This window comes from Streptomyces spiramyceticus, assembly GCF_028807635.1.
In the GTDB taxonomy this organism is placed as follows: Bacteria; Actinomycetota; Actinomycetes; order Streptomycetales; family Streptomycetaceae; genus Streptomyces; species Streptomyces spiramyceticus.
The window spans coordinates 199511-224926 of record NZ_JARBAX010000002.1 but is presented as its reverse complement, the minus strand read 5'-3'; the positions used below and the strand labels follow the sequence as shown (position 1 = coordinate 224926).

General features: G+C 67.3%; 22 protein-coding genes and 1 tRNA gene. 9 read left to right on the top strand and 14 right to left on the bottom strand.

The window, feature by feature from the left end; translation table 11 throughout:
- The first annotated feature begins 38 nt into the window (after positions 1 to 38).
- Positions 39 to 308 carry an acyl-CoA carboxylase epsilon subunit gene (locus tag PXH83_RS24690; RefSeq protein WP_274563243.1) on the top strand — a complete coding sequence of 90 codons (270 nt, stop codon included), beginning with the start codon at positions 39 to 41 and terminating at the stop codon, positions 306 to 308.
- Positions 309 to 627: 319 nt separating this feature from the next.
- A complete protein-coding gene (locus PXH83_RS24685) occupies positions 628 to 2460 on the top strand; it encodes a protein kinase domain-containing protein (RefSeq protein WP_274563241.1) in 1833 nt (610 codons plus the stop codon).
- A 388-nt stretch (positions 2461 to 2848) separates the two neighbouring features.
- On the opposite strand, the gene PXH83_RS24680 is transcribed toward PXH83_RS24685, so the two are convergent.
- The 3 genes from PXH83_RS24680 to PXH83_RS24670 all read right to left on the bottom strand — a co-directional run bounded on the left by PXH83_RS24680 (position 2849) and on the right by PXH83_RS24670 (position 4799).
- Positions 2849 to 3190, bottom strand: a complete 342-nt coding sequence (locus PXH83_RS24680) for a deoxyxylulose-5-phosphate synthase (RefSeq protein ID WP_274563239.1) — start codon at positions 3188 to 3190, stop codon at positions 2849 to 2851.
- Positions 3191 to 3327: 137 nt separating this feature from the next.
- On the bottom strand, positions 3328 to 3771 hold the full coding sequence (locus PXH83_RS24675) for an ATP-binding protein (protein WP_274563237.1): 444 nt from the start codon (positions 3769 to 3771) through the stop codon (positions 3328 to 3330).
- 287 nt (positions 3772 to 4058) lie between these two features.
- Positions 4059 to 4799 carry a GntR family transcriptional regulator gene (locus PXH83_RS24670; RefSeq protein WP_274563236.1) on the bottom strand — a complete coding sequence of 247 codons (741 nt, stop codon included), beginning with the start codon at positions 4797 to 4799 and terminating at the stop codon, positions 4059 to 4061.
- Positions 4800 to 4933: 134 nt separating this feature from the next.
- Between PXH83_RS24670 and PXH83_RS24665 the strand changes: the two genes are divergently transcribed.
- Together PXH83_RS24665 and PXH83_RS24660 are read left to right on the top strand one after the other, a co-directional pair.
- Complete coding sequence (locus PXH83_RS24665; RefSeq protein WP_420803283.1) at positions 4934 to 5974, top strand: DUF1152 domain-containing protein; 1041 nt, start codon at positions 4934 to 4936, stop codon at positions 5972 to 5974.
- A gap of 540 nt (positions 5975 to 6514) precedes the next feature.
- Positions 6515 to 6685: a hypothetical protein gene (locus tag PXH83_RS24660; protein ID WP_274563235.1), complete on the top strand. Its 171-nt coding sequence runs from the start codon at positions 6515 to 6517 to the stop codon at positions 6683 to 6685.
- A gap of 153 nt (positions 6686 to 6838) precedes the next feature.
- Here the strand turns inward: PXH83_RS24660 and PXH83_RS24655 are convergent.
- The 6 genes from PXH83_RS24655 to PXH83_RS24625 all read right to left on the bottom strand — a co-directional run bounded on the left by PXH83_RS24655 (position 6839) and on the right by PXH83_RS24625 (position 14145).
- Positions 6839 to 6932 (bottom strand) — tRNA-Ser (locus PXH83_RS24655).
- A gap of 571 nt (positions 6933 to 7503) precedes the next feature.
- Positions 7504 to 8565: a hypothetical protein gene (locus PXH83_RS24645; RefSeq protein ID WP_274563234.1), complete on the bottom strand. Its 1062-nt coding sequence runs from the start codon at positions 8563 to 8565 to the stop codon at positions 7504 to 7506.
- Between the two features lie 461 nt (positions 8566 to 9026).
- On the bottom strand, positions 9027 to 9884 hold the full coding sequence (locus PXH83_RS24640) for a DUF4435 domain-containing protein (RefSeq protein WP_274563233.1): 858 nt from the start codon (positions 9882 to 9884) through the stop codon (positions 9027 to 9029).
- A 3-nt stretch (positions 9885 to 9887) separates the two neighbouring features.
- Positions 9888 to 11228, bottom strand: a complete 1341-nt coding sequence (locus tag PXH83_RS24635) for an AAA family ATPase (protein ID WP_274563231.1) — start codon at positions 11226 to 11228, stop codon at positions 9888 to 9890.
- Positions 11229 to 11675: 447 nt separating this feature from the next.
- On the bottom strand, positions 11676 to 13223 hold the full coding sequence (locus PXH83_RS24630; protein ID WP_420803244.1) for an MFS transporter: 1548 nt from the start codon (positions 13221 to 13223) through the stop codon (positions 11676 to 11678).
- Positions 13224 to 13530: 307 nt separating this feature from the next.
- Complete coding sequence (locus tag PXH83_RS24625) at positions 13531 to 14145, bottom strand: GNAT family N-acetyltransferase (protein ID WP_274563230.1); 615 nt, start codon at positions 14143 to 14145, stop codon at positions 13531 to 13533.
- Positions 14146 to 14262: 117 nt separating this feature from the next.
- On the opposite strand from PXH83_RS24625, the gene PXH83_RS24620 reads away from it, so the two are divergent.
- Positions 14263 to 15477, top strand: coding sequence for an LmeA family phospholipid-binding protein (locus PXH83_RS24620; RefSeq protein WP_274563229.1), 1215 nt, complete (start codon positions 14263 to 14265; stop codon positions 15475 to 15477).
- A 71-nt stretch (positions 15478 to 15548) separates the two neighbouring features.
- Here PXH83_RS24620 and PXH83_RS24615 read toward each other — a convergent pair whose 3' ends face one another.
- The 3 genes from PXH83_RS24615 to PXH83_RS24605 form a co-directional block, all read right to left on the bottom strand.
- Positions 15549 to 16382, bottom strand: a complete 834-nt coding sequence (locus tag PXH83_RS24615) for an alpha/beta fold hydrolase (protein ID WP_274563228.1) — start codon at positions 16380 to 16382, stop codon at positions 15549 to 15551.
- A gap of 205 nt (positions 16383 to 16587) precedes the next feature.
- The gene (locus PXH83_RS24610) at positions 16588 to 16986 is read right to left on the bottom strand and encodes a RidA family protein (RefSeq protein ID WP_274563227.1); all 399 of its coding nucleotides are present in this window, start codon (positions 16984 to 16986) and stop codon (positions 16588 to 16590) included.
- Positions 16983 to 18092, bottom strand: a complete 1110-nt coding sequence (locus tag PXH83_RS24605; RefSeq protein WP_274563225.1) for an acyl-CoA dehydrogenase family protein — start codon at positions 18090 to 18092, stop codon at positions 16983 to 16985. The genes PXH83_RS24610 and PXH83_RS24605 overlap by 4 nt, the downstream gene beginning before the upstream one ends.
- A gap of 84 nt (positions 18093 to 18176) precedes the next feature.
- Here PXH83_RS24605 and PXH83_RS24600 point away from each other — a divergent pair, with 84 nt between their 5' ends.
- Genes PXH83_RS24600 through PXH83_RS24590 form a run of 3 tightly spaced genes read left to right on the top strand, consistent with a single transcriptional unit; the run spans position 18177 to position 21474 of the window.
- The gene (locus tag PXH83_RS24600; RefSeq protein ID WP_274563224.1) at positions 18177 to 19790 is read left to right on the top strand and encodes an AMP-binding protein; all 1614 of its coding nucleotides are present in this window, start codon (positions 18177 to 18179) and stop codon (positions 19788 to 19790) included.
- Positions 19791 to 19794: 4 nt separating this feature from the next.
- Entirely contained in the window at positions 19795 to 20619 is an 825-nt protein-coding gene (locus PXH83_RS24595; RefSeq protein WP_274563223.1) for a PaaX family transcriptional regulator, read from the top strand.
- A 15-nt stretch (positions 20620 to 20634) separates the two neighbouring features.
- Positions 20635 to 21474: a GNAT family N-acetyltransferase gene (locus PXH83_RS24590; RefSeq protein WP_274565153.1), complete on the top strand. Its 840-nt coding sequence runs from the start codon at positions 20635 to 20637 to the stop codon at positions 21472 to 21474.
- A 63-nt stretch (positions 21475 to 21537) separates the two neighbouring features.
- Here the strand turns inward: PXH83_RS24590 and PXH83_RS24585 are convergent, their stop codons facing one another.
- Both PXH83_RS24585 and PXH83_RS24580 read right to left on the bottom strand, forming a co-directional pair.
- Positions 21538 to 23901 (bottom strand): oxidoreductase, encoded by a 2364-nt coding sequence (locus tag PXH83_RS24585; RefSeq protein ID WP_274565152.1) that lies wholly within the window; start codon positions 23899 to 23901, stop codon positions 21538 to 21540.
- Between the two features lie 2 nt (positions 23902 to 23903).
- Entirely contained in the window at positions 23904 to 24731 is an 828-nt protein-coding gene (locus tag PXH83_RS24580) for an enoyl-CoA hydratase family protein (RefSeq protein WP_274563222.1), read from the bottom strand.
- A gap of 174 nt (positions 24732 to 24905) precedes the next feature.
- Between PXH83_RS24580 and PXH83_RS24575 the strand changes: the two genes are divergently transcribed.
- Positions 24906 to 25385, top strand: coding sequence for an ATP-binding protein (locus PXH83_RS24575; RefSeq protein WP_420803243.1), 480 nt, complete (start codon positions 24906 to 24908; stop codon positions 25383 to 25385).
- Positions 25386 to 25416 lie beyond the last annotated feature (31 nt).

Here is a 25416-nt window from a genome sequence, read left to right as displayed (position 1 = left end):
CGTGTCCGGCGGATCATGCCTGGGCCGCGGGGCTTGGCATGCACATCTGCACCGAGAACACGCCGCACCCTGAAGCCGGCCTGTTCCGCCGGACACGCCCTAGCCCGCCTGGAGGAGAGTTGAAGGACAAACCGCTGTTCACCGTGGAACGCGGCGCCCCGGATGCCACCGAACTTGCCGCGCTCACCGCCGTCCTGCTCGCCCGCGTACGCGCCCCGCACACTCCCGCCGCCGCACGGGCTGGGGCCGGGCCAGCTCGATCGCCCTGGCCACGTTCGGCATTCCGCGCACCGGGCACGTGGCGGTGACGGGTCACCCGGTCGTGGCCGGCAGCGACACCGTCCAGTCCACGCCCACGAGCGGCTCGGTGGTCGGTTTCACGTACTCACCGGCGGCGGGGCCCCAGCAGACCAGCGATGCATGATCACTCCGACCGTGTCCGACCGTATCCACAGGTCAGGATGCCTTTCCCTCGCCCTGGGGCCGTCGGCCGTGTCACCGCCCCGGCGGAGGACTCGGTCGACGGCCCCGCGCGCGAAGCACCCGTGGGCATCCCGGTCCGCGAACGCACTTATCCTTCTGGCTGGCGTCGCGAGCGAATCGCAGCAGGGGGAGGACCAACCGCACATGGAGTACCTGAATCCGGGCGATCCACGGGCGATCGGTGCGTACCGGCTGCTGCGCAGACTCGGTGCCGGAGGCATGGGACAGGTCTATCTGGCCAGGTCCGCCGGCGGCCGTACCGTCGCGGTGAAACTGGTGCACAGAGAGCTCGCCGGCCAGGCGGAGTTCCGGCGGCGGTTCCAGCAGGAAGTGGAGGCCGCCCGGCGCGTGGGTGGCCAGTGGACCGCCCCCGTGCTCGACGCCGACACGAACGCCGCCACGCCATGGGTGGCGACCGGCTACATCGCCGGGCCGTCGCTCCAGGACGTCGTGTCCGACGACACCTTCGGGCCGCTGTCCGAACGGTCCGCGCTCGTTCTGGCCAACGGACTGCTCGGAGCTCTCGCGGACATCCACCGCGCGGGACTCGTCCATCGTGACCTCAAGCCCTCCAATGTGCTGATCACCCTCGACGGTCCGCGCGTCATCGACTTCGGAATCGCCCGCGCCCTGGAACCGGTCGCGGAGGCCCCCGCCACCCGTACCGGTGCGGTGATCGGCTCTCCCGGCTTCATGTCACCCGAGCAGGTGCGGGGCGAGCGGGTCGGCACGGCGAGCGATGTGTTCTGCCTCGGCTCGGTCCTCGCGTACGCCATGACCGGGCGAGTGCCGTTCGGCGGGGTCGAGAGCGGCATCCACGCGCTGCTCTTCCGCATAGCCCACGAGGAGCCGGACCTCTCGGCGATTCCCGAGGGCCCCGTCCTCCGTCTGATCACCGCCTGTCTCGCCAAGAACGCCGAGGACCGGCCGACGGTCGCGCAACTGCGGGAGCTCACCGAGCCGTACGTGCAGGAACAGGACGCGGGCGCGTGGCTGCCTGCCGGACTGACCGCGCACCTGGGGCGGGACGCGGCACGGCTGCTGGATGCCGACATGACGGAGCAACCGCCAATGGTGGTGCCCGGCGGTCACGTACCGGCCGCCCCGACAGGCCAGTTCGGGCCCGCGTTCCCGTTCCCGTCCCACCCGGCTCCCGGCATGCACGGACCTGTGCCGACGCCGGGGTTCGGTCCCGCGACACCGCTGCCGCGCCCGGCGGCCGGCGGGCCGGTGCTGAAATCGCCCAAGGGCCTGTCCAATGCGCTGGTCATCCTTCTGGGCTCCGGAATGCTCGTGTCCGTCATCGACCTCAACTACGAGGCGAAGCTCGTCGGTGAACTGAACGACGTCCGAAGTTCGGCGGACCTGACCGGATCGAACCCTTCCGACCTGCTCCATGCGCTCCAATTGACGTGGAAGGGCACGCCGGAGGCGTTCCTGGGGATCTGGTCCGTCATCATGCTCGCGACCGTCGTGCTGTGGCTCATCTGGTTCCGGCGCGTACGGATCAACGCCGAACTGTTCGACGCGCAGGCGCACAGGCTCGGGCGCGGATGGGCGCTGGCCGCCTGGTTCGTGCCCGTGGCTCACCTGTGGGTGCCCAAGCAGGTCATCAACGACGTCTGGACCGCCAGCGCATCGCCGCCCGCCCCCGCGCCCTACGCCACCCGGCCCGAGCGGCCAACGCCCTCACGCGCCGCGCTGCACGCATGGTGGCTGTCGTTCGCCGGGAGTATCGGTCTGCTGTACGTCTCCAAGGCCTGGCAGACCTGGGACGAGGCCAAGGACCTCGACGAGGCCCGCCTGCTCGCCCTGCTGAGCTTCTTCGAAGGCGCCCTGACTCTGGCGTCGGCGGTGCTGGCCGTCGTGGTCGTGCAGCAGGTGACGTCGATGCAGCAGCGCCGAGTCGCCGCCACCCAACAGCGGTCGGCGGGCGCCGTCATGGGGTCCGCGGGAGGCCACGCAACGCACAGGTGAGCGCGCCCGGGGCGCTCGATTCTGTGACGGCCGCCCTGCGCGCGCCTCGGCTACGAGGCCCGTCCGCGCACCCGGCCGGACACGGTCCTGGCGGCCAAGGCGTACTCCGCCGCTCGCTGCCCGACCCGCGTTCGGGCAGCGAGCCGATCTACTACCAGCCCAGCCGCCGCAGCACTGCCCAGCCACACAGGACGGCTTCCCGCCCTTCCCGCAATGCGCCCGAGTGGCCGAGGAGGGCAGCAACACCAACAGGGTTCCAGCACCGGGTATCGCGGTGGAAGCTCGGGAGAACGCCACAGTTGACGCTTGAGGCGTCTGCTTTCCCGACTTCCTGAACAGCGATGCTGTCTGATGCAGGGATCAGAAGGCCGACGCCGCTCGTGGCGAACTAGGGCAGTTCGCGGCGCACGAGCGCTGTGGCGATCGGCTCGCCGGTGGCTTCCGCGTACGCCAATCGTTCCTTGACTTCTCGCAGCGTGCGCGGCCGGTAGCCGGGGCCACCGCAGCAGCTCTTGTGGAAGCGGATGTCGGCGTTCAAGAGCACGGAGAGGACGCGCCATCCCTCGCTGTCCCGCTTCGGAGGCGGGGCAAAGGCAGAGCCCACATGGATCAGTGGATCAGCGCAGCGAGGACAGCGACGCTCTTGATCGTTGAATGGCGTCGGATATGCCTGCTTGTACGAAGCCTGGCAGGGCAGGCACACGTATGAAGTTCTCGCATGACCGAACATGCGGGTCAGCCTAGATCTGACATCGGCCAGGATCCACGGATTTCTGCCTACCGAGCGGAGTCGCGGGTCTCCTTCCGCGCCTCCAGTTGCGCGAGTAGGCCGCCCCGAGCCGGCCAATAGAAGGACCCCGCGACGAGTCAGGGCTTCCATGCATCGTTGATCGAGAAGGACACCCGCGTACCGCCGAAGGGACTGGGACCGGCGCACCACGAGTCAGCCAGCGCGTTGACCAGGCACAGTCCTCGTCCGTGTGCGTCATTGGCGGGGGGCTGACGCATCCGCACCTTGGCCGGGAAGCCTGGGTTGTGCACGTCCACGCGCAGCGACTGGCCGATGCGCCACCACTCCACCCGTACGCGCCAAGGATCCTCCGCTTCCCCGTAGAGAACTGCGTTCGTGACCAGTTCGGAGATCATCAATACGCAGTCGTCCAGTGAGCACGTCAGCTCTTCCGGATCAATGAGCTTTCGGAACCAGCGCCGCGCCCGCGCGACGGACTCAGGAACCGGATACAGGGTCATCCCGCCGATGGACACCGGCACAGCCGGAGGACCGACAGGACTGCCATGGGCATCGTTCATGCGCTTCCTACTCCCTACCGGTGCCGTCGCAGTCCAGACAGCGCCGCTTGGACATTGCACGAGCGCGAACGTCGACGGCAGGCAGCGCTAAGCCGGAACGTGAGCCGACCCGATTGAAGCCCTGACCTCGACACCCACGGCACGCCGCTTCCCGCTCGGCGTGCCGCCCTTCCGCGTGCTGCTGGCTCACGCTCACGCCCCTTCCACTAAGTGGCCTTAGCCACTTAGTGGATAGTGGCATTGGCCACTTCAGGTCTGCAAGCAATTCGCCAAGAGAGGCGCGACTTCTAACTGATCGGGTAGCCCTGCTCGAACGCCCAACGGTTCGGCGGGTACGACGCCTCCGCGAACTCCAACGGACGGTCCTGCAGGTCGAAGACGACATGATGGACGATCAGCACAGCCGAACCAGGCTCCAACTCCAGGTCGGAAGCCTCGTCTTGGGTGGCCAACCGAGAGCACATCCGATCCTCGGCATAGCTGCCTTGGCGCCCGGTCATGGTCTCGACGTACATCAACGTGCCCTCCTGGATCCGGTCCGGATCACGGAGCTTCGGCGCGCGTTCACCCACGTCCGGGCCGAACCATGAGGTCGACAAGTTGATCGGCCCCGACTGATCCTTGGTCACTCGGCGACGGTGAACAGCGCGGGCACCCGCTGCCAGATTCAGGGCCTCGGCAACGTAGTCGGGCGCTTCCAGCCATCCGGCCGACGTGATCACGGCGTACTCGCCGGGGGTGTAGATCTTGCCCGTCTGCTTGGCCCGGCCGTACAGCTCACGAGCCCGACGGTTCACCGCAAGACCACGCACATACGTGCCCGAACCCTGCCGCTTCTCGACCAGACCTTGATGGCTCAGCGCCTCCAGTGAGCGCGCGGCCGTCGGCCGCGAAACGCCCCAGCCCGCAGCGAGTTGCCGCTCGGAAGGAACCTCATCACCAGGCCGCAAGTCGCCCCGCAAGATCTGATCGCGGATGTGGTGCGCGATCTGGAGGTACTTGGGCTGGGCCTCTTCAATCTTCGGCATCGGAGCCCCTTCCTTAAGTGGCTATGACCAGTGGCCACTATAGAGTGAGTGGCCATCCCGTAACCCGTACGCTGAGCCGGGTGACGCGCTTGATCGTGGCAGCAGGAGGAGGGGGCGACGCTGTCGCCGCCGCAATGCTCGACGCCGCCCTGTACGGCGGACAGAGCCCAGCGATGATCCTCACTTACGCGTGGGACCGCCTCTTGATCGACCCCTTGCCGGGTCCACGGGGACCGGCCAACTTCACTGGGCTCCGCCCGATCACCAGAAGCGTCCAAGCCGTGCCGGCCGACGCGAAGCCGGTAGCTCCGGCAGGGGCCACCCTTCCCAGGCTGGCCGCCGAGTTGCCCCACACTTTCGCCCTCATCGACCCGCATCACGGCGCCGAGGGCATCACACGCCAGCTCGAAGAACTTACCGAGCACCTGGCCCCTGAATCCATCGACCTCCTGGACGTCGGCGGCGACATCCTCGCCCGAGGCGACGAGCCAACTCTTCGCAGTCCACTGGCCGATGCCCTCACACTCGCGGCCTGCTGCCAGGTCAACGCCCGCGTACGACTGCTCATCGCAGGCCCCGGCCTGGACGGCGAACTACCCGCCGAAGACCTACGCGAGCGAATGGGACCGCCCGCCCTCACGCTCACGGCCGAGCACGTCGAGCCGGTCAGCCAGGTGCTGGAATGGCACCCCTCCGAAGCAACGGCGATGCTCGCGGCTACAGCCCGGGGCGTCCGCGGCCTGTGCGAAGTCAGGGACGCCGGCCTACCAGTCCCACTCACCGACGAGGGCCCCACGATCCACGAAGCCGAGCTGGACGACGCGCTCAACCGCAACCAACTCGCCCGAGCCATCCTGGCTACCGAAAGCCTCGAAGAGGCCGAGCAGCACAGCCGCGAGATCTGCGGATTCTCAGAGATCGACTACGAGCGCAACAAGGCCACTTGGCTCGGCTCCCAGCCGGAACAGGTGCTCTCCCCGGAGAGCACACTCCACCAACTCGACCGCTTCGAGGCCGAGGCCCGCGACCGAGGCATCACGCACACGACGTTCCGCAGGATCACTGAGGCTCTTGGCCTAAACGGCACTCAACGCCAGGACCTCAGGTCTCTTCTGCTCAGCAGCCGCCCGGAGCAGTACCAAGCTCCGCTGTGGCACATCCCAGCCGAAGTTTGAGTAACAACTTTCTTTACGGGTTCAAGGCACCCGGCTGCGCTCCGCTTCGCCGGGCGCGCTTCCCAACTCTGGCTGCGCCCGCGCTCCTGCCTTCGGCCCGTTCGGCGCTGCCGCCGCCGACGCGCGCCCACACTGGACAGGCCCGGAGGGCATGAGACGAGAACCAAGCCCGAGGCTTCAAGACATGCCTCCGGCGGGGGCGCTCAGACTCCGGGATGGACGGGGCGCCGTTGGCGAGTGCCGGCCGCATCGTGGCGAGCGTCGTGGGCTCCCATCCCGACCACCTTCGCTCCAGGCAGAGCCGAGCAGTCGCGGCCCAGGGCGTCAAGGTCGTTCGTACAGTGGCGCGCTCCACCTTGACACCCTGAACCACGCCCGCTCCACGGTGTGTGGGTCAAAGGCGGACGGGATGGGAGCTCGGGTGAGTGGTGGGTAGGGGCGAATGACGAACGCGCCGGTAGTCGGTTGGCCGCATGAGATAATCACAGGGTTGCTGGGTTGAACTCGACTCCCGAGCCCGTAGTGTCCATCGCAATGTGCGTGATCATCGCCACCACCATCTGTACGTCATTCGATCTCTCTGAGTGGCTCAAGAAGGGCAAGGTGATCGCCATGAAGCTTTGGGTGGGGTGTAAGGGCCGGACGGCGGCCGCTGCGTCAGGGTGGATCTTCGCTTGGTGGAACGCCCACTTTGCCGCAGAGTCGGGTTGAGCCCAGCAACCTTGGCCTACAGATCAGAAGGTGACCGTGCCCCTGCCGTGCCCGGTCGACCGGGGACTGACGGAGAACCACGGTGGTTGACGGACAGCGCACATGAGAACGGTCCCCGACCGATTCACCTGGTCAGGGGCCGTTCATCTGCGGTGGGTGTGGGATTTGAACCCACGGTGACATCGCTGCCACGACGGTTTTCAAGACCGCTGGTGGGCTTGACGCGGCCATTGAGACTCCACGACCTGTCGGGTCACTGCCACGCAGGTGGGATATTCAAGAGCTGCTTCAGAAGATCCCAATCGGCCGGCCCGTACTTGGGCGAGTCCCACTTGGCTCCACAGCCCGCGCGACTCGCGGACCCCTGACAGCTTGCAATCCTCGATACCGGACTCACTGTGGCAGCACGGACAAATGACGAAAGTGGCGCAGCCGTACTCGTCGTACAGCACGTCTCCGTCGTCGTATCCGCAGATCCGGCACACCGTTTCGGTCTTGTCTTCCATGATCACCTCATGGAGCCTGTCGACCGGGAACGCCGGACCGTCTCGTATGTGGGTGTACCCCCGGCGTGCCCGATGTCGGGGTCGGGTCATCTTCGCAAGGTTGCGCTACGCCGTGACATCAGCGGCTGACACCAACAGGGGCGAGCAACGGCGGTTCGGGGCGTACTTGTGAGGCAGGTGAATCGGGAGCGCGCCGTTTTGATCGACCTGATAAGGATGAGCTCACAGGTTCAAGGCCTGCGGCCGGCCAGTGCGCCCTCAACCACTCGCAGAGGCCGCCGGGCTTGACTCAGCCCTTGAGACTCCACCGACTTAATCCGGAAGCTCTTGCACGCTCGGATCCCCAACCACCCACCAAGTTGGAGGAAATCCTGGCTGCGGCGGTGCCCCTCCCAGATGATTGGCTAGGAACCAGTTCCCCTCAACGTTGTGCATGAGGTATGTCAAACCTCCCGGTACTGGGGTGGGAGAGTTAACAAAGTACCCGCCACTTTCACCAACCGGCGCTAGGACTACTAGGTCATAATCGCGGCCAACCCTCCGACGCCTGCTTGCCCCACCTAGTTGATCCGGGTCAAGTTCGCCCCAAGCATCCTGGAAATTCTGGACTTCGGAAGACGCGAAATTCTCCCATAGTTCGTGGTCACTGCGAGAGCTCATCATGGCGTCTGCGATCGTTCGCAGTTGGGCTACGTCATCACCGAGGAAGCTTCGAGCATTCCATAGCCAAGCCTGAATTCGGCAGAGTACCCAGTTCGAGTCGGCCAACCGCAAAGCCTCGTCGATTTCTCCTGCGATCACGTGGCGACAGAAGCGAAAGGCCACACCGATCTGCCCGTCATCATCATATCTCCCATCCGAGCCCATCGCCGCCATGGCGACTGACGCGACCACTTGGTCCGAAGCAGAGCCAGCGTCAACGGGGATCGCCCCGTCCGGCAAGGCGCCTTCCGTGCCTGACGGAATCTCCCTATTGGTCGTCATACCCAGAATTGAGATAAGCATAGAAGCGGCTAGAGCGCCGGTCACAAGCGAGTACCAGACGAAACCGTCCCTGTTGAGCCAGTAAGTCCAGCCCCCGAACGCCACAAGGAGAATACCGGCGAAAACGACAGCGCCTTTGGGAATCGGTTTCTTTAGGGCTCCAATAGGCTGGCCTGACAGTCTGGCCACATCCAGGGCAATTTTGCCGTGCAGCCAGGCCACGACAGGGGTGTGATCACGCAAGATTGTGTTTTTCTGGAGCTCTTCTGCCAAACTCAAGTTCTCTTTGATCTCATTGCGTCGCCGCCTCGTGCGGCTAGTTACGCCTGCGAGTGTTCCAGCGGCAGCAAGTACCGAAACAACTGCGTTGGCAATCCCCTCCGGAGTCATGTGCTGAGCGTACCTACCGGAAGCGTCGCAGGTGCCTAATGTGTCCTAGGCGGCACCGGATGCCACATCGTGCGGTCAGTAACGACCGCTCGCCGCAGTCGAGATGTGTCGTTGACCGTGGCTGCCGCTACAACCGGAGTGACCTGGGCGCTCTCGCTGCGGATCACGTCCGCGCTTACAAAGCAGATGTCGCGGATCAGAGGGCGGTCGTGCCGCAGCCGTGCCCGATCAGGCGGGGACCCTCGAGCAACGGCGGACACCAGCGGGCACCGGGCAGCACAACGGCCCCTGACCGTTGTGCTGCCCGGTGCCATTTCGCCTAGCGGTTGGGTGTGGGATTTGAACCCACGGTGACTCGCGCCACGACGGTTTTCAAGATCGCTGGTGGGTTTGACGGGGCCCTTGAGACTCCACCGACCTCAGCTCGCGAACAGTCGGCTAGTACTAGCCCGAATCACCATTCATCCTACGGTCGGACACGCCGTATCCGTCATGAGATCCAGGTCAGCTGATTGCTCCCATTGCGACAGATTGAGCGCCAACTCGGTCTTCGAGAAACTTGCATCGTCAAAGCTCAACCGCAACATTGCTTCCACGGCCTGTGGCAGAATCGTGAATTTATCACTCGCGCGAGTAATTGAAACCTCTGCGGCCAAAAGGGCGCAAAAGTCGTGCCCCGATGCGACCTCTGCGACTGCCAACGAGTTACACCTTTCGGCAATATCTAGCAGCAGATTAGACGCGACTCTTGCAGATAGACTGTTTTCCAGGAGAGCCGCCACGTAACCCGCTATGTCAAACTGCTGCCGGTCCGTCAGGTAGTTCCCAGCATCAAGGCCAGTAAATTTTAGAGACGCCTTATTCTCTTCATTCCAGAGACGAATAGCGCCAATCTTTGCCGCGATAGTAAACAGAGCATCTCTAACTCGCTGAAATTCAGCGCTTGAGGACTCTTGGTCGAACAGCTCTTCATGCACCCGCCCGAATGCATCCGAATAGCAGATCATGGTTTCAGCGTCGTGCAGGTCCGCATAAAATACATTCTCCCCAGCGCGGCGCTGAAGGATGCGATCGTAATCAGCGTCGCAAATTCCCAATACCCCGGTATCGTCACGACGAGCGCGCAGCTTAGCCATAGCCTCCCGGAGTACCGGTTTTCCATTGCAATATATCAACCGCACATGAGGGGTCGGCAGGAAGAAGCGTTTATAGACTCGTGTGTCGGTCTTCCCCTCGACTAGCACAATTGGCCCGCGCATGGATAGGCGCAGCATGGAAACTTGGTTCGCGATCGTGTCCGGCGTGAGGAGATCTAGCATCGGTCAGATCCCATCAGACAGGCCAACGGTCAAATCCCATCTATCATTGATAATCTGTGGGCTGTGTGTAGCAGCAACGAAATCAAGCTTTGCCACTTGTGCAATCTTGAGCAAATCTGGAATGAAATCCAGCTGCCAACTAACGTGCAGCGAAAGCTCCGGCTCGTCAACGAGCACGAGCGTGCCGGCCTGCTCGCGAAACAGGAGGCCGTAGGCAATTACTATCTCCTGCTGTTCACCCGAGCTGAGCGACTCTAGACCAATCTCTGAGCCCTCCTTTCGAGTTTTAGCCAGCAGGCCGCTCTCGCGGTCCACTTCGATACATACCCTCCTGAGCTTCTGGTTGACGATATCGAGAAACAACTCTAGCCGGTCAGCTAGATCGTCAAGCTTATCGAGCTTCTTATCGATATCATCCAGGTAAGTTCCCAACACTCCCAGCGCGCGGTCATCGAGGTTCTCCGGCAGCAGGAGCACATCTCCCGCGTCTAGCAGTCCGATCTCGACATATTTCCTCCTCCGATTAGCCTGCTCAGTGTACCTATTTCGCACCTCTTCGTCGGTCGGCGCAGGTGAACCATGCGACCCCGAAAGCAGCCTATTTGGAAAAGTGCTGTCCAGGGATTGAGAGTAGTCTGCATAATCCGCCAAAGTATTACGGATTTTTCCAGCCAGGTCATTCTTATACAAGGAGACGGTGGCGACCTGCACCGCATCACTCTTGGGCTTCCTGCTGCGACTGGGCGAATCCTCAGCCACCACGAGGCGTTGAGCTTCAATCAGATAAACGGGGTTCAGGGAGAGCTTCTCGGTCAACCAGTCGGGCGCTGCGTTTCTGGCAGAAGGTCCGGGCAGAAACTTAGAATAGGCATGAAGAACGTCGTCCAAGTCCAGGGCGCGATTAAGGTGCGAGTCGAACCACTCTGTGCGGCCAATCCGGGTGATACTGGGCACAAAATCCTCAATAGCGGCCAGAGGGAGCTCTAGCTCGCGAGGCGACACACCCTTGTAAGTCCACCTCTTTAGGCGACCGCCACGCGGCGTGAGCCGGAACTCAAGAGCCGTCCTGTGAGGCCTGATCTCGACACTCTTGCCGGGCGGCTCGGCACGCCAGGAAATTTGAATGATATCGCCGTCGGCGAACCCGACCTCAAGGCCCTGGAGAGGCATCGAGCGCAGCCGAGAGAAACGCTGGTTAAAAAGGGAGTCAACGGCACGAAGAATTGACGTCTTTCCAACTCCGTTGGGCCCGTGCAACAAGGTCAATCCCGCATCTGTATGAATCGGGATGTGATGATCAAGTTCGCCGAACAGCTTTTCCACAACAATGTATTGAATCGTCACGCCTTGATAGTAGCGCTCAGAGGTCTGTGTCATGCGTAAAAGGCGCTATCTCTTGCTCATGGCGCAGGGTGATGCGCTGCTCAGCTCACCCCAAGGTGAGGTGAACACGGTGCCTGGTCTAGGGCTCTCGGCTTCTACATCCTCTTGCTGTAGAGCGCACCAGACACGCACCAGAGGGGGCAGGGAACAACAGCGAAGAGCGGGGTACACCGGCCAGACATCGAAGCATTCGCCCCGTCGTTGTAGCTGGTCAGAAAGCTACGCAGCCTCGATGGCCGGCGATTCCCAAGCTCAGACGCCAGGCGGTAGCCTGCGGCCTCAGCTATGGCGGACGGTATGGGTCGCCGTGTGAGTGATGAGCGCTCTGGCCGGGCCTTCGAACAGCCCGAAGTGACCCTTGACGTCTGCCCCTCTCCGGCGCCACAGCAGGCAGGTGCCCCGGACGGTTCAGGGCCCGGGGCCCATTCCGCCCCCCTGGAGGCGTTCCAGGTCGGACGGGCGTACCTGGATGGCGATTACTGCGACGATCGCGGCCACCACCGTGAACACCGCGGCGACGATGAACGCCGCGGAAACTCCGGAGGTGAGGACCTCGTCGGCCCATGGTGGTGGGAGCTGGCCCGTCTGCTCGAATTTCGCGCGTTCCGCGGGGCTCGCCCCGGACAGGAACCGCGGGATCTGGGTGTCGGCCTCGTTGCGGCTGGCCGTGCCGTACATCGTGACCAGGATGGACAGGCCGAGCGAGCCGCCCACCTGCTGGGTGACGTTGAGCATGCCCGACGCCGCGCCCGACTCGTGCGTGGGCACGTTGGAGACGGCCATCAGCGTCAGCGACACGAAGTTGAAGCCCATGCCGAGGCTGAAGATGAGAATCGGTCCCAGGATGCTGCCCAGGTAGGTCGAGTCGATGTCCGTCAGGGTCAGCCAGGACAGGCCTACCGCTGCCAGGATCGAGCCGGTCACCATGAAGGGCTTCGGGCCGTACTTCGGCAGGAGCTGGGAGGCGATTCCGGCGCCCACCGCGATGACCGCGCTGACCGGCAGGAAGGCCAGTCCGGTCGCGAGCGGGCTGAAGTCCAGGACGTTCTGGACGAACAGCGTGAGGAAGAAGAACATGCCGAAGATCGCGGCGGCGAGGCTCAGCATGATTCCGTACGTGCCCGCCCGGTTACGGTCGGCGAACATGTGCAACGGAGTGATCGGCTGCCTGGATCGCCGTTCCACCAGGATGAAGAGGGAGAGGAGTACCACCGCGGCGGCGAACGAGACCAGAGTGAGAGCGTCGCTCCAGCCGTCCTGTGCGGCCCGGATGAAGCCGTAGACCAGGCACACCATGCCGAGGGTGGAGGTCAGGGCACCGGTGAAGTCGAAATGGCCGGGATGGCGCTCGGACTCCTTGATGACGCGGGGTATGGCGACGGCGATGAGCAGCCCGATCGGTACGTTGACGAACAGCACCCAGCGCCAGTCGAGCCATTCGACGAGCACACCGCCGGCCAGCAGTCCGATGGCACCACCACCTGCGGATACGGCGGCGAAGACGCCGAATGCCCGGTTGCGGGCCGGGCCTTCGGTAAAGGTGGTGGCGATCAACGCGAGTGCCGTCGGCGACGCGATGGCACCGCCGACGCCCTGGAGGGCGCGGGCGGCGAGGAGTTGGCCGGAGTTCTGCGCGAGGCCACCGAGCAGGGAGGCGAGGACGAACAGCAGAACGCCGAAGATGAAAACTCTGCGGCGGCCGAGGATGTCACCGGCACGCCCGCCGAGGAGCAGCAGCCCGCCGAAGGTGAGCGTGTAGGCGTTGACCACCCACGAGAGGCTCGTGGTGGAGAAGTCGAGGGCCCTCTGGATGTGCGGCAGGGCGATGTTCACGATGGTGATGTCGAGAACCACCATGAGCTGGCACGAGGCGATGACCAGCAGGGCCAGGCCGTTCCTGCTGCCCGGGCCCGTATCGGTTGTGGCTTGTCCTGGTGTCGGTTGGGAGGTCGACATGGCGCATGGCCCTCACGACAGAGGCAGTGGGCGGTTCTGCCCACCATTTGACCGTAAGCCCGGTGCATGCATGCCACCAGTCGATCAATCCGCGCCCGCTTTAGGGCGTGTCCGGCGGATCAGGCCGACTTCGCGGTGCGGCTCGTTCTCGGTGCTGGTGAGCGGGGCCTGGTGCGTGCAGCTGCAAGGCGGAGGAGGGAGGCGACGCGGAGCGTCGCCGACTGACGACAACGCCGCAGATGTGCGTGCCAAGCCCCGCGGCCCAGGCCTGATCCGCCGGACACGCCCTAACATGCCGCTCACTCCGTCAGGCAGACGGCCGGGAGCCTTCCCGGAGGCGTGCCGTCAGCGCCTCGTGCGCGGCCGGCCACTCGTCGGAGAGCATCGAATAGACGACGGTGTCGCGCATTGTCCCGTCCGGCCTGGTCCGGTGGCGGCGCAGTACGCCCTCGCGGTGTGCGCCGAGGCGTTCGATGGCGCGCTGCGACCGTTCGTTGCGGTGGTCGGTGTGCCAGGTGACCCGGACCGCGCCGAGGTCGTCGAAGGCCCGGCGCAGCAGGAGAAGTTTTGCCTCGGTGTTGATGCCGGTGCTGTGGAAGCGGCTGCCGAGCCAGGTGGAGCCGATCGCGATGCCCCGGTCGGCGGGCTCTATCTCGTAGTACGAGGTGGATCCGGCCACTTCACCGGTCGCGACGTCGATCTGCGCGAGCGCGACACTGTCACCCTCCTCCTGTTTGGCCAGCAGGCGCTCGACGATCGCCCACATCCCGTCGGCGTCCGCGGGCTGCTTGTGCGAGAGCCAGGTCCAGATGCCGGGGTCCTTGAGGGCCTCGAAGAGACCCTCGGAGTGATCGGCGGTCAGTGGCTCAAGACGTACGTATTGGCCGGTCAGGGTGGGTCGTTCGAACCATGCGCTGTTCATGGCGGGAAAGAATACGCAAAGACCTCGGCCGCGTTCCCCGCAATAAACGTGGCCAAATATGGAGCTTCCCGTCGTCGAGCTTGCGTTCGAGGGCGGTTCACATGGTGGGATGAGCCGATGCGACCCCCCACACGCATAGCCTCACATCCCCATAATCCCTACGACGAACTGGCACAACTCGCGACACCGGAACCGGACTACGACCGCGACGACCCGCTCGGTCTCGGTCTCGCGCCCGACGACGATGACGGTGACGACGACTGGGCCCCGCCCAACCACCGTGGCAAAAGCCGTCTCGCCGCAGTCCCGGTGGTATTCAAACTGGCCGTCACCGGCCTGGTCTGCCTCTCCTTCCTGCTGATCGCCGACCGCTACGCCGTGATGTACGCGCAGGACAAGGCCGAGGAGAACCTCCAGAAGTCACTGGGACTCGCGGCCGCACCCGAGGTCGACATTCACGGCTTCCCGTTCCTCACCCAGGTCCTCGACCAGCGGCTCGACGAGGTCGACGTCAGCGTCCCCGACGTCGCCGCCGACCGCGTCTCCCTCGCCGAAGTACGGGCCACCGCCAAGGACGTACGCATCGTCGGCAGCCTGCCCTCCTCGATCAAGGGCGCCGTCATCGGCAGCGTGGACGGCGACGTCCTGCTGTCCTTCGACGACCTCAACCGTGAACTGGGCGCCTCGCAGGCCAAGTTCACGAGAGACGGCGCAAGCAACGTACGGGTGGTGGGCTCCGTCCCCGTCGCCGGCAACGAAGTCCGCGTACGGGCCCGGGCGCACGTACGCCGCGACGGCGACCAGGCCGTGTCCACCACCGTCGACCACATGCGGCTCGACATCCCCGGGCTCGTCACCTACCGGCCGGGCAAGGACCGGGCGCACTCGGGCCTCCGGCTGCACCCCGAGGCAGCCGAGCGGATCAGCCGCGAGAGCGCGCGCATCAAGGCACTGCTGGCGGTTCCCGCGGTGGTGGACCGGCTCGGCGTACCGAGGAAGTGGGTGGACCGGGCGCTGCAGAGCGAGGAGGAGCTGAACAAGCTCACCGGCTCGCCGCGCTTCGTCCAGCAGCTGATGAAGCTCAATCTCGTCGACGTGATCATCGAGCACCCCTGGCTGCTGAAGAAGGTCGGAATCGATCCCAAGCTGGTCGCCGCCCTGCTGAGCCTGCGGCTGCCGGAACTCTCCGAGCAGCTCTCGCTGTCCTTCCGGCTGCCCAAGACGCCCGGTGACCTGCGGCTGCGCGAGATCAGCGTGGAGCGTGAGGGGATCAGGGCCGATCTGGCGGGTGCGGGGCTGACCTTCGGGAAGCTCGCGACCGGGAAGAAGTGAAGAAGAAGGAACGATTGCCCGGCCCGCCGCACCGGATCCGTAGAGGTCAAGTGCGGTGGGCCGGGAGCGTTTCAGCGTGATGCGGCGATGAATTCCCGCAGCGCCGCCGACAGCACCTCCGGCTGGTCCTCGGCGATCAGCGTGCAGCTGTCCTCGACCTCAAGAAGGCGCCCCTGCGGCAGAATGTCCGCCAGCCTCCGGCCGTGCGCCCGCGGCATCATCCGGTCCTCCTTCGCCCACACCACCAGCGCGGGCTTGTCGAACTTCCGCAGCCCGTCCACCGCTTCGAGCAGCTCGGTCCTGCGCACACCCCGGTTGTAGCGGCGGAAGTCGGCGCGGATGGCCGGGTCGGTGAGGAGCGGCTCCAGCCAGCCGTCGACGATCTCGTCCGGTACAGGCCGCTTCGTGAGCGCGCCGATCCCCACGGGCAAGCGCCGCAATGGGCGCAGGGCGAGCGTACGGGCGAGGAACGTGATGCCGCCCGGGACCTTGCAGGCGAGGGAGATCAACTTGCCGGGCACGCCGGGCGGGTAGTTGTCGAAGGCCTCGCAGGAGGTGAGGACGAGCCCGGCGAGCCGTTCGGGGTGCTGAGCGGCGACGGTCTGGGCCCGCCCGCAGTCGTTCTCGACGAGTGTGACGTCGCGCAGGTCGAGCCGGTCGAGGAACTCCGCGATGAGCTCATTGACGGAGTCCGGGGTGAGCGGTACGTCCGCGCGCATGGGCGTGCGGTGTGATCCGTACGGCAGGGTCGGAGCGACGACCCGGTGGTCCGCCCGCAGAGCGGCGACGACCTTGCGCCAGACTGTCGCGTCGTGGACCAGGCCGTGCAGGAGGACCACAACGGGTCCTGGTCCGCCGGTGTCCTCGTACGCGACGGTTCCGGCGGTGAGCTCAATCCGGGGCATGGCAGATCCTCCATCTCGGCTGAGAGCGAGGCTATCTCCACCCCGGCCAGTGACAAGGCGCCCCCTCCGCGGCGTCGTTACGGGAGAACGGCAGAGCGGCTCAAGGCAGCGGCGGGACGAGGGAACACGGTTTGTTCGTGGACCCGGCGGTGAATGAGGCGGCGGAGGGTCTGAAGCCGTACAAGGATTGGTCCCAGTAGGCCAGTCAGGCCAGTACGGCCATCCCGTCCAGCTCGACCAGGCACTGATCGTCCCAGAGGCGGACCGCGCCGATCACCGCCATGGCGGGGTAGTCGCGGCCCGCCAGTCGGCGCCAGATGCGGCCCAGTTCGGGTGCCTGGGCGCGGTAGTCGGCGACATCGGTGGCGTAGACGGTGACGCGGGCGAGGTCGGCGGGGGTGCCGCCTGCTGCGCGCAGGGCCGTGAGGAGGTTAGTGAGGGCCTTCTCGAACTGGGCCGGGAGCGTATCGCCGACGACCTTGCCGTCCGTGTCGAGGGAGGTCTGGCCCGCCAGGAAGACCAGGCGGGAGCCTGTGGCCGTGACGGCGTGGGAGAAGCCGGTGGGCGGGGACAGCTCGGCCGGGTTGATGCGGTGCAGGGTCATCGGTACAGCTCCTTGGCGATGATCGTCCGCTGGACCTCGGTGGCGCCTTCGTAGATACGGGGCGCCCTGACCTCACGGTAGAGGTGTTCCAGGAGGTGCCCGCGCTGGAGGGCGCGCGCACCGTGCAGCTGCACCGCGGCGTCGACGACGTACTGGGCGGTCTCGGTGGCGAAGAGTTTGGCCATGGCGGCGCGGCGGGGCACGCCGGATGCGCCCGCGTCGTACGCCGAGGCGGCGGCGTACACGAGCAGGCGCGCGGCCTCGGTACGGGTCGCCATCTCGGCGACCTGGTGGGCGACCGACTGGAGGTCCTTGAGGGGGCCGCCGAAAGCGGTGCGGCGCGCGGTGTGCTCGACGGTCGCGTCCAGGGCGGCCTGTGCCATGCCGACGGCGAAGGCGCCGACGCTGGGGCGGAAGAGGTTGAGGGTGTCCATGGCGACTCGGAAGCCTCCGTTCACCTCACCGATCACGTCGGCGGGGGTGACCGGTACACCGTCGAAGGCCAGGGCGCCGATGGGGTGCGGCGAGAGCATGTCGAGCGGGGTCCCGGTCAGGCCGGGACGGTCGGCGGGGACAAGGAACGCGGTGACGCCGCGGGCGCCGGCGCCCTCATCCGTACGGGCGAATACGGTGTAGAAATCGGCGTACGGTGCGTTGGAAATCCAGCACTTCTCGCCGGACAGGCGCCATCCGGAACCCTCCGGTACGGTCTTGAGCGAGAGAGCTGCCGCGTCCGATCCCGCGCCCGGCTCGCTCAGCGCGAAGGCGGCCACGGCGCGGCCGGCGATCACTTCCGGGAGCCAGCGGGCGCGCTGCTCCCCAGTGCCTGCGCGGGCCACCGGACCGGCCCCTAGCCCTTGCAGGGCGAGCGCGGTTTCGGCCTCGGTACAGACCTGGGCGAGCGATTCGCGCATCAGGCAGAGGTCCAGGGCTCCAGAACTGAACAGGCGCTCCAGCAGTCCGAGTTCACCGAGCGAGACGACCAACGCGCGGTTCACCGTGCCCGGTTCGCCCTTTTCCGCGAGGGGCCGCAGGCGGTCCGCGGCCAGCGCGCGCAGTTCGGCGCACCACTCGTGCTGTTCCGCTTCCAGCTCGAATCCCGGCATATTGCGGCACCCCTCTTATCGCGGGCCGTTGACTGTCGTCACCTAAACGATACGCTCAATGTGCGACAAGGGGGCGATCCCATCATGGAGCTGAAGACCTCAGCGCACCTCGATACCTTTCCCCGCGACCAGCTGCCGCCCGCCCACCAGTGGCCGGATCTGGTCTTCGACCGTCCTGAGCTGCGCTATCCGGACCTGCTCAACTGCGGGTCGGAGCTCCTGGACCGCACCATCGAGCGCTTCGGCGCGGACCGGCCGGCCTTCCGTACCGCCAAAAGTGAGATCTGGACCTACGACGAGCTCCGCCGCACCGTAGACCGGATCGCGCACGTCCTCACCTCCGACCTGGGCGTCCTGCCCGGCAACCGCGTCCTGCTGCGCGGCCCCACGACCCCCTGGCTCGCCGCCTGCTGGCTCGCGGTGATGAAGGCGGGCGCGGTGGCGGTGACGGTCCTCGCGCAGCAGCGGGCCACCGAGCTCGCGACGATGTGCGCCATCGCGCGGGTCAGCCACGCCCTCTGCGACGTACGGGCGGTCGACGACCTGGCCAAGGCAGAGGTGCCGGGGCTGCGCATCACGGCGTACGGCGGTGACACGCCCGACGACCTGCTGCGTCTGGCGGCCGACAAGCCGGCGCGATACGCCGCCGTGGCGACGTCCGCCGACGATGTCGCGCTGATCGCCTTCACCTCGGGGACGACCGGGCGCCCCAAGGGCTGTATGCACTTCCACCGCGATGTGCTGGCTGTCGCCGACACCTTCTCGCGCCATGTGCTCAAGCCCCGGCCCGACGACGTCTTCACAGGCAGCCCGCCGCTCGGCTTCACGTTCGGGCTCGGCGGCCTGGTGATTTTCCCGATGCGCGCGGGCGCCTCCGCACTGCTGCTCGAACAGGCCGGCCCCAAGCAGCTGCTGCCCGCGCTCGACCGGCACCGGGTCTCCGTCCTGTTCACGGCGCCGACGGCCTACCGGGCGATGCTGGACGACCTCGGTGCGTACGACCTGGGCGCCCTGCGCCGCTGCGTCTCGGCCGGCGAGAACCTGCCCGCCGCCACCTGGCAGGCCTGGTACGAGCGCACCGGGCTGCGCATCATCAACGGCATCGGCGCGACCGAGCTGCTGCACATCTTCATTTCGGCGGCGGACGAGGCGATCAGGCCAGGCACGACCGGGGTGCCGGTTCCCGGCTGGGACGCGCGTGTGGTGGACCGGTCCGGGCAGCCGGTGGCCGACGGCGAGCCGGGGCTGCTCGCGGTCCGTGGGCCCGTGGGCTGCCGCTATCTCGCTGACGAACGGCAGCACCAGTACGTACAGGGCGGCTGGAATCTGACCGGCGACACCTACGTCCGTGAGGCCGACGGTTACTTCCGCTATGTCGCCCGCGCCGACGACATGATCATTTCGGCCGGGTACAACATCGCGGGCCCGGAGGTCGAGGAAGCGCTGCTGCGCCATCCCGACGTGCTGGAGGCGGCGGTGGTGGGGCAGGCCGACGAGCGGCGCGGCCAAATCGTCGTCGCGTACGCCGTCCTGCGCGACGGGGTGCCGCGCGGCGACGGGACCACGGCTCTGCTGCGCGACTTCGTGAAGGCCGAGCTGGCGCCGTACAAATGCCCGCGCGACATCGTCTTTCTGGATGCCCTTCCGCGTACACCGACTGGCAAGCTCCAGCGCTTCCGGCTGCGGGCCGTAGAGTGATCACGTGGCCGAGCAGCACACTCCCCGTTCATTGATCGTTTCTCTCTACGGCGCGTACGGGCGCACGCCCGACGGCGGCGACGCCGAGCCGATGCGCGTGGCCGAGCTCATCCGGCTGCTGGCCGCGGTCGGCGTCGACGCGCCGTCCGTACGCTCGTCGGTCTCGCGTCTCAAACGGCGCGGACTGCTCGTCGCCGCGCGCACGTCGGACGGCGCCGCCGGATACGCACTGTCCGACGACGCCCATCAGCTCCTCGACGACGGAGACAGGCGCATCTACGAGCACCCGGCGCCGCGTCTGTCGGACGGCTGGGTCCTCGCGGTCTTCTCGGTGCCGGAGGCCGAGCGCAACAAGCGTCACCTGCTGCGCTCCCGCCTCTCCCACCTCGGCTTCGGAGCGGCGGCCCCGGGGGTGTGGATCGCGCCCGCGCGGCTGTACGAGGAGACGCGCCACACCCTGGAACGCCTCCAACTCGCCCCGTACGTCGACCTCTTCCGAGGCGAACACCTCGGTTTCGCGTTGACGGAGGAGGCGGTGGCGCGCTGGTGGGACCTGCCCGCGATCGCCAAGCAGCACGCGGAGTTCCTGGATCTGCACGAGCCGGTGCTGCGCTCCTGGACCTCCGGCGGCCGGTCGCCGGATCCCCAGCAGGCCTACCACGACTACCTCCTGGCCCTCGACTCCTGGCGCCGCCTCCCGTACGTGGACCCGGGTCTGCCCGCCGAACTCCTCCCGGCGGGCTGGCCGGGCGCCCGCTCGGCGGAGGTCTTCGCCGAACTGCATGCGCTCCTGCGCGATGCGGGCGAGGAGTTCGTACGGGCATCATGAGGCATGACCTCGATCTTGACCTGGACCTTTACCGACGACCTCGATGAGTACCTGGCCACCGCTGGAGCCGCCGTCGCCGCGCGTCCCGCGGAGAACACGCTGCTGCTGACGATCGCGGAGACGCTCCGGCGGCGCGGCAGCGATGCGTACGGCGAGGGTGCGCCGCGGTTCGGCTGGTGGCGCGGGGCGGACGGCGGCGTGGACGGGGCGCTGGTGTGGACGCCGCCGCATGCGGTGATGGTGGGGGCCGTTCCCGCGGAGGCGGTGGCGCCGCTGGCCGAGGCGTGCGGGATATTCGGGAGCCCGGCGGTCAGTGCGGAGCGGGAGACGGCGGAGGCGCTGGCGGCGGAGTGGCGGCGGGCGGGGGTTGCGGCGACGACGGTGGTGGAGCAACGGCTGTACCGGCTGGCGGAATTGACCCCGCCGGTTCCTGCGCCGCCCGGGCGTGCGCGGGTTGCCACCGCCGCCGACCGGGAGCTGCTGGTGGACTGGGTCAACGCCTTCCGCCGGGACACCGGCCAGCCGGCGCCGGGTGCCGGGCGGGCCGTCGACGACCGGGTTTCGTACGGCGGCCTGACCCTCTGGGAGCACGAAGGCACCCCGGTGTCGATGGCGGGCGTCTCGCGCCCGGCAGCGGGCACGGTGCGGGTCGCACCGGTCTATACGCCGCCTGAGCAGCGCGGGCGGGGGTACGCGGCGGCTGTCACAGCGGCGGTGAGCGGGGCGGCACTGGAGGCGGGCGCGGAGGAGGTACTCCTGTTCACGGACCTCGCGAACCCGACGTCGAACGGCGTGTACCAGCGCATCGGTTACAGGCCGGTGGCCGACCGGGTGGAGATCACGGTGGCGGGCTAGCGGCTGGAGCGCGGGGGGCTGCGGGGGCTGGTAATCCAGCTCCTCCGGGGGTCTGGGGGGAAACTACGTCAAGCTCAGCCGCGGCTTCGGGGCGTCGGTGCGCCCCGTCGGCGGCGTACGACTCCCCGCCCGGTACGGCAAGGGCCACGGCGCCGCGCCCCCCGCATACCCCTGCTCCGCCGCCGCGTGCAACGTCCAGTGCGGGTCGTACAAATGCGGCCGCCCCAGCGCACACAGATCCGCCCGCCCCGCCAGCAACACCGAATTGACGTCGTCCCAGGACGAAATCGCCCCGACCGCGATCACCGGCACTCCCACCGCATTGCGAATCCGGTCCGCGTACGGCGTCTGGTACGAACGGCCGTACTCAGGCGCCTCGTCGGCCACAACCTGCCCGGTCGAGACATCGATCGCATCGGCCCCGTGTGCCACAAACGCGCGCGCGATCTCGACCGCCTCCTCCGCCGTCGTGCCGCCGTCCGCCCAGTCCGTGGCGGATATACGGACCGTCATCGGCCGCTCCTCCGGCCAGATGCCGCGTACCGCGTCGAACACCTCCAGCGGAAAGCGCAGCCGCCGGGCGAGGGAACCGCCGTACGCGTCCGTCCGTTGATTCGTGAGAGGGGAGAGGAAGCCGGAGAGCAAGTAGCCGTGGGCACAGTGGAGCTCCAGCAGGTCGAAGCCGCAGCGCGCCGCGCGCCAGGCGGCCGAGGCGAACTGTTCACGGATGTCGGTGAGTCCTGCGCGGCCGAGCGCGTGCGGGACCTGGTTGACGCCCGCACGGTACGGAAGCGGGGAGGCGGCGGAGACACGCCAGTTTCCGTCGTCCAGCGGCTGGTCCATGCCGTCCCACATCAGCCGCGTCGAGCCCTTGCGGCCGGAGTGCCCGAGCTGGACGCCGATGGCCGTGCCGGGCGGGGACTCGCGGTGGACGAAGTCGGTGATCCGGCGCCAGGCCGTGGCCTGTTGGGGGGTGTACATGCCGGTGCAGCCGGGGGTGATGCGGCCTTCGGGGCTCACGCACACCATCTCGGTCATGACCAGCCCCGCTCCCCCGAGCGCGCGCGAGCCGAGGTGGACGAGGTGGAAGTCACCGGGGACACCGTCCACCGCCGAGTACATGTCCATGGGCGATACGACGACCCGGTTGCGCAGGGTCAGACCGCGCAGCCGGAAGGGGGTGAACATCGGGGGCGTGTCCGGCGGGCAGCCGAAGTCCTCCTCCACGGCCTGGGTGAACCCGGGGTCGCGCAGCCGCAGATTGTCGTGGGTGACGCGCCGGCTGCGCGTGAGGAGGTTGAAGGCGAACTGCCGTGGTGCCTGGTCGAGATACGTGCCGAGGTCCTCGAACCAGCGCAGGCTCGCCGCGGCCGCGCGCTGCGTGGACGCCACGACGGGCCGGCGCTCGGTCTCGTACGCGGCGAGGGCGGCCGGCAGGTCGGGCTGCTCCTCGATGCACGCGGCCAGGGCGAGCGCGTCCTCGACGGCGAGTTTGGTTCCTGAGCCGATGGAGAAGTGGGCGGTGTGCGCGGCGTCGCCGATCAGGACCGTATTGCCGTGCGACCAGCGGTCGTTGACGACCGTACGGAAGGCGGTCCAGGAAGAGCTGTTGCCGCGCAGGGGGCGGCCGCCCAGCGCGTCGGCGAAGACCTTCGCGCACCGCTCGGTGGATTCGGCCTCGTCGCACCGGTCGAGCCCGGCGGCCCGCCAGACCTCCTCGCGCATCTCGACGATGACGGTGGAGGCGCCGGATTGATTCTGTGGCCCGGAGGGCCTCGTTGAGGGGGATGGGGTCTCCCCTGCTCGAGCGGAGCCGAGAGCTTGGGGAAGGTCGGGCGACGGGCGGGCGTAGGGGTATCCGTGGAGCTGCATCACGCCGTGCTCGGTCTCGGCGATCTCGAAGCGGAAGGCGTCGAAGGCGAAGTCGGCGGAGAGCCAGATGTAGCGGCAGCGGTGGGTGGTGACGCGGGGCGCGAAGACGTCCGCGTGCGCCTCACGGGTGAGGCTGTGCACGCCGTCCGCGGCGATCACCAGGTCGTACGCCGTGGAGAGTTCGGCGGCGTACGGCGCCTCCTCACGGAAGCGCAGATCGACGCCGAGCGAGCGACAGCGTTCGTGCAGGATCTCCAGCAGCCTGCGGCGCCCGAGGGCGGCGAAACCGTGGCCGCCGGAGGTGAGCGTGCGGCCCCGGTGGACGACGTCGATGTCGTCCCAGCGTACGAACTCGTCCTGGAGGGCCCGGTAGACGACCGGGTCGGCGTGCTGGATGCCGCCGAGGGTCTCGTCGGACAGGACGACGCCGAAACCGAAGGTGTCGTCGGGCGCGTTGCGCTCCCAGACGGTGATCTCACGCGCGGGGTCGAGCCGCTTGAGCAGCGCCGCCGCGTAGAGCCCGCCGGGCCCGCCACCGATGACCGCGACGCGCATCCCTACCGCCCCTGCCACTTCGGCGGCCGCTTCTCGGTGAAGGCGGCGTGGAATTCGGCGTAGTCGTCGCCGTTCATCAGGAGTGCCTGGGTGGCAGCGTCGAGCTCGACGGCGGCCGCGAGCGGCATGTCGAGCTCGGCGGTGAGCAGTGCCTTCGTCTGCGCGTACGCGAGGGCCGGACCGTCCGCGAGCCGTCGGGCGAGCTCGGCGGCTCGGGCGTCCGCCTGCCCCTCGTCCGTCATTTCGCTGATCAGGCCGATCCGTTCGGCCTCGGGTGCGCGTACGGGGTCGCCGAGCATCAGCAGCCGGGTGGCGTGCCCGAGCCCGACGACGCGGGGCAGCAGATACGCCGCGCCCATGTCGCCGCCGGAGAGGCCGACCTTGGTGAAGAGGAAGGCGAACCGGGCGGACGGGTCGGCGATCCGGAAGTCGGCGGCGAGGGCGAGCACGGCGCCCGCTCCCGCGGCCACGCCGTGCAGGGCGGCGATCACGGGGAAGGGGCATTCGCGCAGCGCCCGTACGACCTGGCCGGTCATCCGGTTGAAGTCGAGGAGCTGCGCGGTGTCCATGGAGAGCGTCGCGCCGATGATCTCGTCGACGTCTCCGCCCGAGCAGAAGCCGCGGCCTTCCCCACTGAGCACGAGGGCGCGCACGGAGCGTTCGCGGGCCAGCTCGGCAAGGAGGTCGCGCAGGTCGGCGTACGCGCCGAAGGTCAGGGCGTTGAGCTTCTCGGGCCGGGCGAGGGTGACGGTGGCGACGCCGTCGTCGGTGGTCAGGCGCAGATGGCGCCATTGCTGCGTACGAGGAGCTGAGCTGGGAAAGGGGCTCATGGGGCAAGGCTCCTTCGACCGGCGGGGCTGGTGCCTGCCGCTCAAAGTTATCACCGATCTGTGACCGCCGTCACGAGTGCGCGATATCGAGCCTCTGACGAGGCCGTTGGGTGATACCGCATTGCACTTCGTATGGTTGAAAGATCGACCTCTTGATCCCTCTTGATCCTCTTGATGCCCGAAAGGGGGTATTACGCCTTGCTGGAGGCAGCAGGCCCGGATTCGTGGCGCGTCGCGCTGCCGCACACCACGGCCGCGGTGCCGATCGCGCGCGCCCTGATCCGTGCGGCGCTCGCCGACATCTCGGCCGCCGAGGGTCCCGCGGACAGCGAAACGGCGGAGCTGCTCACCGCCGAGCTGGTCGCGAACGCCGTGGAGCACACGACCGGCGACGAGCCGATCAGGCTGGTGGTGGAGCTGCTGCCGTCGGGGTGCCAGGTCGAGGTGCACGACGCCGCCTGGGCCCCGCCGGGCAGGCTGGACAGTACGCCCGAGGACCTGTGCCCCGACCCGTGGCAGGAGCACGGGCGGGGGCTGCTGCTGATCCGCACGCTCAGCACGGACTGCGGGCACCGCGTCACCGAGCAGGGCAAGGCGGTCTGGTTCACGCTTGCGGGACCGGCCGCGGGGCCGCCCGCCGCACCGCCGGGCTGACCGGGCGGTACGGCTGACCGGGCGGTACGGC

Coding starts and splice junctions, on each gene's coding strand:
- PXH83_RS24690 (WP_274563243.1), top strand. CDS start 39: ATGCACATCTGCACCGAGAACACGCCGCACCCTGAAGCCGGCCTGTTC.
- PXH83_RS24685 (WP_274563241.1), top strand. CDS start 628: ATGGAGTACCTGAATCCGGGCGATCCACGGGCGATCGGTGCGTACCGG.
- PXH83_RS24680 (WP_274563239.1), bottom strand. CDS start 3,190: ATGTTCGGTCATGCGAGAACTTCATACGTGTGCCTGCCCTGCCAGGCT.
- PXH83_RS24675 (WP_274563237.1), bottom strand. CDS start 3,771: ATGAACGATGCCCATGGCAGTCCTGTCGGTCCTCCGGCTGTGCCGGTG.
- PXH83_RS24670 (WP_274563236.1), bottom strand. CDS start 4,799: ATGCCGAAGATTGAAGAGGCCCAGCCCAAGTACCTCCAGATCGCGCAC.
- PXH83_RS24665 (WP_420803283.1), top strand. CDS start 4,934: ATGCTCGACGCCGCCCTGTACGGCGGACAGAGCCCAGCGATGATCCTC.
- PXH83_RS24645 (WP_274563234.1), bottom strand. CDS start 8,565: ATGACTCCGGAGGGGATTGCCAACGCAGTTGTTTCGGTACTTGCTGCC.
- PXH83_RS24640 (WP_274563233.1), bottom strand. CDS start 9,884: ATGCTAGATCTCCTCACGCCGGACACGATCGCGAACCAAGTTTCCATG.
- PXH83_RS24630 (WP_420803244.1), bottom strand. CDS start 13,223: ATGTCGACCTCCCAACCGACACCAGGACAAGCCACAACCGATACGGGC.
- PXH83_RS24625 (WP_274563230.1), bottom strand. CDS start 14,145: ATGAACAGCGCATGGTTCGAACGACCCACCCTGACCGGCCAATACGTA.
- PXH83_RS24620 (WP_274563229.1), top strand. CDS start 14,263: ATGCGACCCCCCACACGCATAGCCTCACATCCCCATAATCCCTACGAC.
- PXH83_RS24615 (WP_274563228.1), bottom strand. CDS start 16,382: ATGCCCCGGATTGAGCTCACCGCCGGAACCGTCGCGTACGAGGACACC.
- PXH83_RS24610 (WP_274563227.1), bottom strand. CDS start 16,986: ATGACCCTGCACCGCATCAACCCGGCCGAGCTGTCCCCGCCCACCGGC.
- PXH83_RS24605 (WP_274563225.1), bottom strand. CDS start 18,092: ATGCCGGGATTCGAGCTGGAAGCGGAACAGCACGAGTGGTGCGCCGAA.
- PXH83_RS24600 (WP_274563224.1), top strand. CDS start 18,177: ATGGAGCTGAAGACCTCAGCGCACCTCGATACCTTTCCCCGCGACCAG.
- PXH83_RS24585 (WP_274565152.1), bottom strand. CDS start 23,901: ATGCGCGTCGCGGTCATCGGTGGCGGGCCCGGCGGGCTCTACGCGGCG.
- PXH83_RS24580 (WP_274563222.1), bottom strand. CDS start 24,731: ATGAGCCCCTTTCCCAGCTCAGCTCCTCGTACGCAGCAATGGCGCCAT.
- PXH83_RS24575 (WP_420803243.1), top strand. CDS start 24,906: ATGCCCGAAAGGGGGTATTACGCCTTGCTGGAGGCAGCAGGCCCGGAT.